The sequence below is a fragment of the Paenibacillus tepidiphilus genome (assembly GCF_008635795.1).
In the GTDB taxonomy this organism is placed as follows: Bacteria; Bacillota; Bacilli; order Paenibacillales; family Paenibacillaceae; genus Paenibacillus_AQ; species Paenibacillus_AQ tepidiphilus.
In genome coordinates this window covers 30156-42830 of record NZ_VWRQ01000032.1, presented here as the reverse complement: position 1 = coordinate 42830, position 12675 = coordinate 30156, and the positions used below count along the sequence as shown (strand labels likewise).

The following is a 12675-nucleotide window of genomic DNA, read 5'->3' as shown; positions in this document are numbered from 1 at the left end:
TGATATTATTTGATAATAATATTCGGTTTTGGCGAGGAGCGTTCCGTGAGAAAACTAAAGAGAAGCCAACGTTTGGTGGACATGACCCAATTTTTGCTTGAGAAACCGCATGACTTGCTGCCGCTATCCACCTTTGCCGACCGCTACGGGGCGGCGAAGTCGTCGATCAGCGAGGATCTGGCGATTATCAAGGAAGTTTTTGAAGGTGAGGGTATGGGCGAGCTGCAGACGCTGGCCGGCGCTGCCGGTGGCGTTCGTTACATTCCGCGTATGCCTAAGGAATTGGCCATGGATTTCGTCCGCAGCCTATGCAGCCAGCTCGAGAGCAGTGACCGGATTCTGCCCGGGGGCTATTTGTATATGTCAGACCTGCTGGGGTTCCCGTCGCTGATGGGACAGGCGGGAAAGATTATTGCCTCGGCTTTCTATGGTGTAGATATAGATGTGGTAATGACCGTTGAGACCAAGGGGATTCCGCTGGCTTATGCCACGGCCGAGCAGCTGGGGCTGCCGGTAGTGCTGGTGCGGCGGGACCATCAGGTGACGGAGGGCTCGGCGGTGAGCATTAACTATGTATCCGGCTCGCATAAGAGTATACATACGATGACCCTGTCGCGGAGAGCACTGCGTGAGAAATCCCGGGTACTGATCGTCGATGACTTTATGAAGGCTGGCGGAACTGTGCAGGGCATGATCGATTTGCTCGGTGAATTCAATGCCGAGGTCGCAGGTGTCGCCGTACTGGTGGAATCGGGTGCAGTGGAGAACGAGGAGCGGCTTCTGCATGACTATGTATCTCTGGTCAAGCTTAGCGAGGTTGATTCCAAGGGGCGGCGGATTTCGGCGCATCCCGGGAATTTCTTTACCTCCTGAAACCCACTTCCTGACCATAAAATTCTGCAGATAACATTCCATAGCTATTTGTCGAATTCGTAAGGAAATATAAGAATACTGCCCGAAACTTGTCGAAAACAATGGTTGAAGAAAAATTATCTTCTTTATCAGGCATTTTTTGGAATCAAAAAGAAGGAATTCGCCTTGCAGTGTGGAATTATACACCAAGTCTCTGATGGAAAAAGGTGGTGAACACACACATGCAAATTACGGATGTCAGACTCCGCCGCGTCAACTCTGAGGGGAGAATGAAGGCAATCGCATCCATTACCATCGATAACGAGTTTGTTGTTCATGACATTCGCGTCATCGACGGTAACAACGGAATGTTCGTTGCGATGCCCAGCAAGCGCACGCCGGACGGCGAATTCCGCGATATCGCCCACCCGATCTCTTCGGGTACCCGCGAGAAGATTCAGTCGGCAGTACTGGCTGAATACGAACGCGCCGCTACTGAAGAAGAAGAGGTTATCGAAGAAGGAGCCTGACCATCGCGCGCCGGCTCACTCGGATGCAGCCATTCCTGCGGGAAGGCTGAAGGCCATGCTGTACTTTATTGGGGTTCAAAGAAAAGGGAACCATGCTTGAATGGTTCTCTTTTCTTTTTGCCCGGAATGAGATATATTCAGTAGTGAACTCAAGAAGTAGGAGGTTGGCATTCTTGAAGAGAATGGCTGTTGTTCTTGCCGCAGGTCAAGGCAAGCGCATGAAATCTAAATTATATAAAGTGCTGCACCCTGTCTGCGGGAAACCGATGGTAGGGCATGTACTGGATACAATTAAAGCGACGGGATGCCAGCGGACGGTTGTTGTTGTAGGCCACGGGGCGGAGAAGGTCAAGGCATACATCGGGGAGAATGCCGAATATGCGCTGCAGGAAACGCAGCTGGGTACAGGTCATGCGGTGCAGCAGGCCAAAGCCCTGATCGGCAGCGAGCAAGGGACCACCGTTGTTGCTTGCGGAGATACCCCGCTTATCGCTACGAAGACACTGCAAGGACTGATGGCGCTGCATGAGGAGCGCGGTGCAGCCGCAACCGTATTAACGGCCGTAACGGAGAACCCTTCGGGACTGGGACGGATTATCCGCGGTTCGCAGGGAGAGCTGATCAAGATTGTCGAGCAGAAGGATTGCTCGCCGGAAGAGGCTGCAATCAAGGAGATCAATACCGGTATTTTCTGTTTTGACAATGCCAAGTTATTCGCCGCTCTGGAGGAGGTCACTCCAAACAATGTGCAGGGCGAGTATTATCTTACAGACGTAATTGGTATATTACGGGGACAGGGTGAGCTGGTGCTGGCCTACCAGACCGACGACGCTTCAGAAGCGGTCGGTGTGAATGACCGGCTGGCTTTATCGGAAGCGGAAGCTTATATGCGCGCCCGGATCAACAGAGAGCATATGCTGAACGGCGTAACAATTATTGATCCGGCCTCCACATATATCGGAGCGGACGTCGTTATCGGTACCGATACCATTCTTTATCCGGGAACTCTTCTGAAGGGCAAGACGGTTATCGGGGAGAACTGCGTAATCGGGCCTGCCAGTGAAATCGAAGACTGCACGGTGATGGACGGGGCCTGTGTCAAGCATTCCGTACTGAATCAAGCACAAGTCGGCGCACGGACAACCGTTGGGCCTTTTGCCTATTTGCGGCCGGGTGCAGTTCTTGGCGAAGAGGTCAAGATCGGCGATTTCGTGGAAATCAAGAATGCCGTGATCGGCGACGGCTCCAAGGTGTCGCACTTGAGTTATATTGGCGACGCAGCCGTAGGGAAGAATGTAAATGTTGGATGTGGTGCAATTACCGCCAATTATGACGGATATAATAAAGCAACAACGACGATTGAAGATGATGCCTTTATCGGAAGCAACGTCAATCTGATTGCTCCGGTAACCATCGCCAAGGGAGCTTATGTGGTAGCGGGGTCAACGATTACCCGTTCCGTAGCCGAGAATGATCTGGCGGTTGCCAGAGTTAGACAGGAGAATAAGCCGGGATATGCGGAGAAGATCCGTGCCCGTGCGAAGGCCAAGAAAGACCAATCAAGTCCATCGTAAATGTCCAGGAACTTGGCGCCGGATGATGGTGTGCTACCTTCGCCGGCGCTCTTTTGGAAGCTAAATTCCGTCACGGAGGGTTTAAATTTTATGACTTATTGCGATTCAAAACTGAAGATTTTCACTTGCAATTCCAATCCTAAGCTGGCCAGCCAGATTGCCGATTACATCGGTATTCCGATGGGGGAATCCCATACTACCAGCTTTAGCGACGGCGAGATTCAGGTCAAGCTTTCGGAAAGTGTGCGGGGATGCCATGTGTATATCGTGCAATCCACCTGTGGTCCGGTGAACGACAACCTGATGGAGCTGCTGGTTATGGTCGATGCGCTCAAACGGGCTTCCGCCAAGAGCATCAATGTCGTCATCCCTTATTACGGGTATGCGCGGCAGGACCGCAAGGCCCGTTCCCGTGATCCGATTACGGCCAAGCTGGTCGCCAACCTGATTGAAAAAGCAGGTGCCCACCGTGTCATTACCATGGACCTCCATGCGATGCAGATTCAAGGCTTCTTCGATATTCCGGTTGATCATTTGCTCGGAGTACCGATTCTAGCCCAGTATTTCCGTTCTAAGCAAATTGAGAACCCAGTAGTGGTCTCTCCTGACCATGGCGGTGTTGTGCGGGCGAGAAAGCTTGCTGATTTCCTTAACGCCCCGCTGGCGATTATCGACAAGCGGCGTCCAGAGCCGAATGTCAGTGAAGTCATGAACATTATTGGTAACATCGAAGGCAAGACGGCGATTCTGATCGATGATATTATCGATACAGCCGGAACGATTGTGCTGGGGGCCAATGCACTGATGGAGGGCGGCGTTAAGGAAGTCTATGCCTGCTGTACCCATCCGGTATTGTCCGGGCCGGCGCATGAGCGTCTGGAGAACTCGCCGCTTAAGGAAGTTATCGTGACGGACACCATTCCGATCCGCAGCGATAACCCGACGTCCAAGCTCAAGGTATTATCCGTAGCTCCGCTGATGGGTGAGGCGATCATTCGCGTCCATGAAGAGCTGTCGATTAGCAAGCTGTTTGAAATCGAATAATATCAGCAGAATGTTCTGAGGAATGCTCTGCGCCTATCTCTACATTGTGGGACATAAAAAGGGTTACACCTCCGGTTGTCGGAAGATGTAACCCTTATCGGCGTGTTATTTCCGGACAGCTATGCTCTGCATCAGTAGCCCGGTCGTGAAATAAAGGTGAACCGATTGCGGTTATACAAGGTGCCCTGAAGCTCCACAAAGCCCTCGTCTGCGGCGGTCACTACACCGATGGCGATATGTCTGTCGCCCTGGTAGATCTCGACAGGTACGGCATAATCAATATGATACTGGAAATGGCGCTTTTGCGTTAGACTGTCGCCGGGTTGCAGCATGGTTCATCACCTGTCCTGAAGTAGAGATGGTCAAAGCGTTTGATATAAAGTAAACCCCATACAGCTTATTGTATCAAAAACTGGTTTCTTCTGCTGAAGAGGCCTGTGGAAAGGATCAGGCGGCGACATGAAATGGATTGTAGGACTTGGAAATCCCGGAACACAGTATGCCAAGACCCGGCATAATGTCGGATTTATGGCACTGGACGAGTTGGCATCCAGACACGGGATCGCCTTTAGCCAGAACAAGTGCAAGTCGGTGATCGGGGAAGGAATGATTGGCGGCGTGAAAGCTGTGCTGATCAAACCGATGACCTTTATGAACCTTTCCGGAGAAGCGGTTCGCGCTTATATGGAATATTATAAAGTAAGCCTGGAAGATCTGATTGTCGTGTATGATGATCTGGATACAGAGATCGGCAAAATCCGCTTGCGGTATCAGGGAAGTGCCGGAGGACACAACGGCATCAAGTCGATTATCCAGCATACCGGGACCCAAACGTTCAACCGTGTGCGGATGGGCATCTCCCGGCCGGAGCCGGGCTTTGCCGTTGTCGACTATGTGCTGTCTGCTTTTCCCAAGAAGGAAGGGGATCAGCTGAGAAGCATGATCGAAAATACGTGCGATGCACTGGAATTCAGCTTAAACCATACGTTTGAGCAGACGATGGCCAAGTATAACGGGTAACCGGGAAAGGCAGCAGCCTTTCTCCATAGGCTAAAGAGAAAGGCGTCGGGGCATACTTGAGGGTATATACTACCTTCAGGAGGCATATAGATGGCAATACACTATGTATGCCGGCACTGCCGGACCTTTCTTGGAAGCATCGATAGAAGCAAGTTCACAGAGATGCAGCTGGGGCTGCAAGTGCTGACCCCCGCGGAGCGCAGAGATATCATAGCTTATGATTCAGACGGCGAGATTACGGTTAAGGTGACCTGCGGTTACTGCAAGGAAGCCTTGGAGAACAACCCGGAGCTCAGCCTGCTGGCCAGCCCGCTTCAATAACCGCAGAAGCGGCCGGCTTCTATTGCCATCCGCAAGCCTTGGCTTTTTGCTGAGGCTTGTTTTCCATATTTAATCATAACAGGGACGGGTTAAGATGAACCGTACCCGTATAAACCTGTTTAGTAAGAGAGGTGTTTGTTGTTGTTACAAGGTCTTATAGAGGCGTTTTCTAAAGATACGGACTTCCAGTCCATCGTCCGGGGCATCGGCACGGGGATGAAAGAGCAGTTGATCTCGGGCTTATCCGGGTCGGCCAGACAAATCATGCTGGCTGCGCTGCATGAAGAAACTGCACGGCCGCTTCTCGTCGTCACCCATAATATGTTCTCCGCACAGAAAATCGCCGAAGATTTGCAGGAAGCGCTTTCGGTGGACCGTGTGCTGCTCTACCCAGCCAATGAGCTGGTTGCCGCCGAAGCGGCTGTTTCCAGTCCGGAGACGCTGGCACAGCGGATTGAAGTGCTGACTAAATGCGCCCAGGGATTCCGGGGCGTTGTTGTCGTGCCGTATTCGGGTGTGCGGCGGCTGCTCCCTTCACCGCATGTAATGGCCGAGGCACAGCTGACCGTCACACAGGATGGAACCCTCGTTCTTGATGAGTTCCTGAAAGATATGATTAAGATGGGCTATGAACGGGTAGAACGGGTGGAGAATCGCGGTGAGCTCAGCGTCCGCGGCGGTATCATTGATTTCTATCCTATGACTTCATCGCTCGCTTACCGAGTGGAGCTGTTCGACGAAGAGGTGGATTCCATCCGCACCTTCGATCCCGCCGACCAGCGTTCTATTGATAAAGTACGCAGTGTGAAGATTACACCGGCCAAGGAAATTATTGCTGAAAGCTCCCGCCTGGATGCTGCTTCCTCGGAAGCGGCCGGGATGCTGGAGCGGCAGCTGGAGAAAATGACCGACCGGCAGGCGAAGCTGCGCCTGCGCGAGGAAATGGGCCGCGAGCTGGAAATGCTGCGCCAGGGCGCTTATTTTCCGGAAATCTATAAATATATCAGCCTGCTGTATCCGGAGCGGGCTCATCTGTATGATTATGTGGCGCAGGATACGCTGCTGATTCTGGACGAACCCGCCCGGCTCCTGGAGACGGCCAAGCAGCTTGAACGCGATGAATCGGAATGGAATCTACATTTGCTGCAGAACGGCAAAACATTGCCGGATCTGCATCTATCTGTCGACAACGATGCCATTATGTACCATCGTCCATTCCAGAGCCTGTTCATGTCGATTTTCCTGCGTCAGGTGCCGCATATACAGCCGCAGAATATTCTTGGCTTCATCAGCCGCGGCATGCAGGACTTCCATGGCCAGATGAATGTGCTCAAGGCCGAAATGGAACGCTGGCATAAATCGGGTGTACAGGTAGTGATGCTGGCGGGCAGCGAAGAGCGTCTGGAGCGTATGCGCCGCGTCCTGTATGATTACGGCATTGAGGAGCCGACGATTCTTCAGGGCAATCTGGGCTCCGGCTTCGAGTTGCCCTCCATCCATCTGGCCGTGATTACCGAGGGGGAAATGTTCTCCCAGAAGCAGCGGAAGGCCCGCAAGGTATCGTCCAAGGGAATGGACAATGCAGAGCGGATCAAGAGCTATACTGAGCTGAAGATCGGCGATTATGTCGTGCATCAGAATCACGGGATCGGCAAATATATGGGCATCGGCACACTTGAGGTCAGCGGCATCCACCGGGACTACATGCATATTATGTATGCCGGCGGCGACAAGCTGTCCGTACCGATTGAGCAGATTGATTTGATTCAGAAATATGTCGGTTCAGAGGACAAGGAGCCGAAGGTATATAAACTGGGGGGCAATGAATGGTCACGTGTGACCAGTAAAGTGCGCCATTCGGTACAGGATATCGCCGATGACCTGATTAAGCTGTATGCGGAGCGCCAGAGCGCTCTGGGCTATGCTTTTGAGAAGGATACCCAGGAGCAGCGTGAATTCGAGGAGATGTTCCCGTATGAGGAAACCCGCGACCAGCTTCGGGCGATCGGAGAAATCAAAAAGGATATGGAGCAGAACCGGCCGATGGACCGACTGCTGTGCGGAGACGTAGGCTATGGCAAGACAGAAGTCGCCGTGCGGGCGGCTTTCAAGGCTGCCATTGAGGGCAAGCAGGTGGCTATACTGGTGCCTACGACTATTTTGGCGCAGCAGCATTATGAGACCTTCCGCGAGCGGTTTGCCAACTATCCGCTGAACATTCAGGTGCTTAGCCGTTTCCGCAGCCGCAAGGAGCAGAACGATACAATCAAGGGCGTGCGGCAGGGGACAGTCGATGTCGTTATTGGAACGCACCGGCTTTTGTCGCAGGATATGGTATTCAAGGACCTGGGTCTCTTGATTGTTGACGAAGAGCAGCGGTTCGGCGTTACGCATAAAGAAAAACTGAAGAAGCTGAAAACCAATGTCGATGTGCTTACGCTGACGGCGACACCGATTCCCCGGACGCTCCATATGTCGATGCTGGGCGTACGCGATTTGTCGGTTATTGAGACGCCGCCGGAGAACCGTTTCCCGGTCCAGACTTATGTGGTGGAGTACAGCCAGACGCTAGTCCGCGAAGCAGTGGAACGGGAGCTTGCCCGCGGCGGACAGGTCTACTACCTCTACAACCGTGTTCAGGGCATTCAGGAAATGGCTGCGCAGATCTCCATGCTCGTTCCGGAAGCGCGCGTGGGCATCGGGCACGGACAAATGTCTGAATCCGAGCTGGAAAAAACGATTCTTGATTTCCTTGACGGTGAATACGATGTGCTGGTCAGCACCAGTATCATTGAGACCGGGGTGGACATTCCCAATGTCAACACGCTGATTGTTCATGACGCAGACAAAATGGGGCTGTCCCAGCTGTACCAGCTGCGCGGGCGCGTAGGCCGGTCCAACCGGATTGCCTATGCCTATTTCACCTACCAGCGGGACAAGGTGCTGACAGAGGTGGCCGAGAAGCGTCTGCAGTCCATCAAGGAATTCACCGAGCTCGGCTCGGGCTTCAAGATCGCCATGCGCGACCTGTCGATCCGTGGTGCAGGGAACCTGCTCGGCGCCGAACAGCACGGCTTCATTGCCTCTGTCGGTTTCGATTTGTACTCGCAAATGCTTGCGGAGGAGATCCGTAAACGGAAGGTAACCGTGCTCGGGGAAGAGGATTCCTCCCTCAAGCAGGGGAATACCGTCATTGACCTGTCGATTGACGCATATCTTCCGTCCGAGTACATTTACGACAGCATTCAAAAAATTGAAATCTATAAAAAAGTTGCCGCCGTCTCCACCTTTGAAGATGCCGCAGAGCTGGAGGATGAGCTGCTGGACCGTTTCGGCGAACTGCCGGAAGCCGTGGTCAATCTGCTGTCCGTTGCCCGGCTTAAGGTGTACGGCAAACTGTATGGCCTGGAGTCAATCATCCGCAAAGGCGACGAGGTGGCGCTCAATCTGCATGAGGACAGTATAGGCGCCTTCGACACTGCCAAGCTTGCCAAGGTTGGCAATAGCTTTGAAAGACGTGTACAATTTGATAAAGAGGCCAAGGCCAGCATTCGGATCAAAGCCAAGGACCTCAGTGACAGAGAGCTGCTGGAGCTGCTGGAGAAGTTCCTTGAAGCGGCCAAACAGTCTTTAAAATCGAAGGGAGAACTTCATAATGCCATCAAATAAACAAAAAACCTGGAAGGTGCTGCTGGTTACGCTTGCGGCTACCGTTTCCTTTTCCATGCTTGCCGCTTGCGGCAACGGCAACAATAACAACAATGCCGAGGACAACAGTGCGGCTGTGGCCACGTATAAAGACGGAACAATTACCGAGAAGGAATTCGATCAGGATACCCGGGTGATGAAGTTCCTCTCGCCTCAACAGGCGGCTTACCTGGAGATCGATGCCTTCAAGGAGTCGATCCTGAAGCAGGAGGTGGCCTTCGAGTATTTGGCGGGCCAGGCGACGGATGAAGCGAAGAAGCAGGCGGAGGAAGAAGCCGACAAACAGGTGGCAGCCATCAAGACAGGTCTTGGCGATACTTATGAAGATGCTCTGAAGCAGGCCAATGTAACGGAGGCCGAAATTAAAGACTATATGACGCGTGTGCTTACCGTGTATCAGGACAAGCTGCTCAAAATTACCGACGATGAAACGAAGACGGAGTTTGAAGCGACTAAGATCGACTACACCGTAGCTACGCTGCGGCATGTACTGATCGGGTTGACCGATTCCGAAGGCAAGGAGCGTACCGAAGATGATGCGCTCAAACGGGCGAACGAAGCCAAGGCGAAGCTGGACGGCGGGGCTGATTTCGCTGAAGTCGTCAAAGAGTACTCGGATGATACCGCCTCAGTAGAAGACGGAGGTCAATACAAGGACAAAGAGCTGAGAGAATTTGATGAAGATTTCAAACAGGCTGCACAGACGCTGGAACTGAACACTAACAGTGACCCTGTGAAGACCGTCTACGGATACCACATCATCAAGGTGGAATCCCGCACGGATGCCGCCTTCGATACGTTGACCGATGAGCAGCTTCAATCGGTCAAGAGCACGCTGGCTTCGAAGAAGCTGGAGGCCTTCCTGGAGAACGAGCTGGACAGCCTGGATATTACCGTCAACCTGCCGAAGAGCTCCGCAGCTGCCGATGAGTCCGGAACGACCGGCACAGAGCCGTCTGCATCCGCTGAGCCTTCCGCCGAGGCTTCGCCGGCCGCAACGGAAGCAGCCGAATAGAACAGAAGGTTTGGACAAGCCATCCCCGGTTCCATATGGGGGTGGCTTGTTTGGTTAACAGGGCGGCATGTCCAGCAGGCAGAATTATGGGAAGAGATGAGACGGCTATGTATAAGGAACTGGGAAGAGATGAATACTATGGGCAGAAATTACGATAAAGCACTGGGATTATCCTTTCCCTTTAATGGACAGTAGTTGGACCATACTTCTTAAGAAAGCGGGGCAACATGTGAAATGAAAGCTACTGGTATTGTTCGCCGTATTGATGACCTCGGTCGTGTGGTGATCCCGAAAGAGATTAGACGCACGCTGCGGATCCGTGAAGGAGATCCGCTTGAAATATTTGTTGACCGCGATGGAGAAGTCATATTGAAGAAGTACTCTCCAATTGGAGAACTAGGTGATTTCGCTAAGGAGTATGCAGAGTCGCTGTATGAAGGGACCGGGCATATTACGATGATTACCGACCGCGACACCTTCATCGCCTTAGCCGGAGGTTCGAAAAAGGAATATCTGGACAAGCCGGTTGGCGCGCTGCTGGAGAAGGTCATGGAGAACCGCAAGACCGTGCTGGAAACGAACAGCGGTACTTATGATATCGGCAAAGAGCATTCGGAAGCGATTTCCAGCTATGTAGCGGCACCGATCATCTCCAGCGGTGATCCGATCGGATGTGTAGTACTGCTCAACAAGGATGAGTCGGTCAAGATGTCGCAGCTGGAAATCAAAATGTCTGAGACCGCGGCAGCCTTCCTCGGCAAGCAAATGGAGCAATAACGGTATTGATGTTTTGGAATCCCGTTTTCCTTTGGTATGATGTTCAAAGGGGAAAGCGGGATTTTGTCGTTTCTCGCGCGTTCTTGCGCTATAATATAGAAATTCATTCCATTATGGCAGTTATGGCTGTAGAAGCAGGTATCTTATGAATTCAAATCATCCAGGCTCCAAATTGCTGCAGGGCGCTTTTATCTTAAGTGCGGCGGCTATTCTCTCCAAGCTGATCGGCACGCTGCAGAAGATCCCGCTGCAAAATTTGGGCGGGGATGCCGTATTCGGCATTTACAACACGGTCTATCCGCTGTACACGATGCTCACAACGGCAGCAATGCTGGGACTTCCTTCTGCCCTCTCCAAGTTCGTGGCAGAGGCCGCTGCCGGCAGGAACCAGGAGGAGGGACGCAGGCTGCTGCGCTTAACGGCAGGACTGACGGCAGCCAGCGGCGTCGTTGTAGGGCTGCTCACCTTTGCCGGAGCGCCGCTGATTGCGGGATTGATTGGCAATTCACATGTCATCCCGGCGCTGCGCTGCAGCGCACTCGGTCTGGCGGTGGTCCCGGCTATGGCAGCGCTGCGCGGCTACTTCCAGGGGCTCCATGATATGGTTCCCACCGCTGTCTCACAGGTTGTCGAACAATCGGTGCGGGTAGCAGTCATGATCGCACTTCTCTTGTATATGACCAGAGGCGGGGCCGGTCCGGCGAATATTGCCGCCGGCGCGCTGCTGGGCTCAGCCGGGGGAGGCGTAGCCGGACTGGGCATTATGCTGCTCTATATGCGGCGGCACCGCCGCAAGGAAGCCGCCGCCGAGACAGCGGCAGCCTCTGAGCCGGCCTTGAGTATGCCGGTGGGAGGGACCGGACCGGCTGCATCCTTGCGGCCCGGGAATCAGGGGATTACCATCGGCCGTCTGCTGGCCTACGGGCTGCCGGTCATGCTGGGTGCCCTGGCGGTGCCGCTCATCGGCCTTGTCGATGTCTTCACCGTCCCGCGTCTCTTGTCCGCTGCCCACGGGGAAGCGGAGGCGATGACGCAGTTCGGCGTCTATAACCGCGGGCTGCCGCTGGTGCAGATTGTCACCATGCTGGCCACCTCGTTATCAGTCGTCTTCATCCCGGCGCTGGCCGAAGCCAAATACCGCGGCGACCTGGCACTGATCCGGCTGCGCTGCAGCCTGTCGCTGCGCTGGTTCTGGCTGCTCGGCCTGGCCGCTTCCGTAGGCCTGGCTGTGCTTGCGGCGCCGGTGAACCAGGCGCTCTATGGCGACACCGCCGGCAGCGGCGCGATGATCTGGCTGGCCTTCACCGCCGTCGGCGGTACGGTCAGCATCATCTCTGCCTCGCTGCTGCAGGGCCTCGGCGCCGTGCGCGCGCCGGCGCTGCACCTATTGGCCGCCGCGCTGCTCAAGGCGGCCCTGAACCTGCTGCTCGTGCCGCAGCAGGGCATTACCGGCGCGGCCATCGCCAGCGTGGCCGCCCACGGCTTCTCAGCAGCGCTGAACGTGCTGCTGCTGCACCGCCAGGGCCATCTGCGGCTGCGCTTCGCCGATGCCCTGCTGAAGCCCGCGCTGCTGCTCGCGGGCCTCGCCGTGGCCGCAGGCGCCGTCAGCTTCGGCGCCGATGCAGCGGCCACGGCCGCAGGGCTGGGCGGCGGGCGCACCGCCGCCCTGGCCCAGAGCCTGCTCGGCGTGCTGGCGGGCTGCCTCGCCTTCGGCGCCGGCGCACTTGCCCTGCGGCTGCTGAGCGAAGAAGAGCTGCGCCAGCTGCCGGGCTTCGGCCCTAAGCTGGCCGACAAGCTGAAGAAGCTGCGCCTTCTGCCCTGAGATATTAGTGCT

The 12675-nt window shown here is 54.5% G+C and carries 11 protein-coding genes; 10 read left to right on the top strand and 1 reads right to left on the bottom strand.

Annotated elements, in window-relative coordinates; genetic code table 11:
* Positions 1-45 precede the first annotated feature (45 nt).
* The 4 genes from purR (at position 46) to F1379_RS27355 (ending at position 4000) form a co-directional block, all read left to right on the top strand.
* Entirely contained in the window at positions 46-873 is an 828-nt protein-coding gene (purR, locus tag F1379_RS27370; RefSeq protein ID WP_150275645.1) for a pur operon repressor, read from the top strand.
* 221 nt (positions 874-1094) lie between these two features.
* Positions 1095-1382, top strand: coding sequence for a septation regulator SpoVG (gene spoVG, locus F1379_RS27365; protein WP_036696395.1), 288 nt, complete (start codon positions 1095-1097; stop codon positions 1380-1382).
* 173 nt (positions 1383-1555) lie between these two features.
* Positions 1556-2956 (top strand): bifunctional UDP-N-acetylglucosamine diphosphorylase/glucosamine-1-phosphate N-acetyltransferase GlmU, encoded by a 1401-nt coding sequence (glmU, locus tag F1379_RS27360; RefSeq protein WP_150275644.1) that lies wholly within the window; start codon positions 1556-1558, stop codon positions 2954-2956.
* A gap of 90 nt (positions 2957-3046) precedes the next feature.
* Complete coding sequence (locus F1379_RS27355; protein WP_150275643.1) at positions 3047-4000, top strand: ribose-phosphate diphosphokinase; 954 nt, start codon at positions 3047-3049, stop codon at positions 3998-4000.
* A 131-nt stretch (positions 4001-4131) separates the two neighbouring features.
* On the opposite strand, the gene F1379_RS27350 is transcribed toward F1379_RS27355, so the two are convergent.
* Positions 4132-4332 carry a hypothetical protein gene (locus F1379_RS27350; RefSeq protein WP_150275642.1) on the bottom strand — a complete coding sequence of 67 codons (201 nt, stop codon included), beginning with the start codon at positions 4330-4332 and terminating at the stop codon, positions 4132-4134.
* Between the two features lie 127 nt (positions 4333-4459).
* Between F1379_RS27350 and pth the strand changes: the two genes are divergently transcribed.
* The 6 genes from pth (at position 4460) to F1379_RS27320 (ending at position 12663) form a co-directional block, all read left to right on the top strand.
* Complete coding sequence (gene pth, locus F1379_RS27345) at positions 4460-5020, top strand: aminoacyl-tRNA hydrolase (RefSeq protein WP_150275641.1); 561 nt, start codon at positions 4460-4462, stop codon at positions 5018-5020.
* 90 nt (positions 5021-5110) lie between these two features.
* Positions 5111-5341, top strand: a complete 231-nt coding sequence (locus F1379_RS27340; protein ID WP_150275640.1) for an anti-sigma-F factor Fin — start codon at positions 5111-5113, stop codon at positions 5339-5341.
* Between the two features lie 141 nt (positions 5342-5482).
* Positions 5483-9010, top strand: coding sequence for a transcription-repair coupling factor (mfd, locus tag F1379_RS27335; protein WP_150275639.1), 3528 nt, complete (start codon positions 5483-5485; stop codon positions 9008-9010).
* Positions 8997-10064 carry a peptidylprolyl isomerase gene (locus F1379_RS27330; protein WP_150275638.1) on the top strand — a complete coding sequence of 356 codons (1068 nt, stop codon included), beginning with the start codon at positions 8997-8999 and terminating at the stop codon, positions 10062-10064. The genes mfd and F1379_RS27330 overlap by 14 nt, the downstream gene beginning before the upstream one ends.
* A 234-nt stretch (positions 10065-10298) precedes the next feature.
* Positions 10299-10841 carry a stage V sporulation protein T gene (gene spoVT / locus F1379_RS27325; protein ID WP_150275637.1) on the top strand — a complete coding sequence of 181 codons (543 nt, stop codon included), beginning with the start codon at positions 10299-10301 and terminating at the stop codon, positions 10839-10841.
* Positions 10842-10986: 145 nt separating this feature from the next.
* The gene (locus F1379_RS27320) at positions 10987-12663 is read left to right on the top strand and encodes a putative polysaccharide biosynthesis protein (RefSeq protein ID WP_150275636.1); all 1677 of its coding nucleotides are present in this window, start codon (positions 10987-10989) and stop codon (positions 12661-12663) included.
* Positions 12664-12675 lie beyond the last annotated feature (12 nt).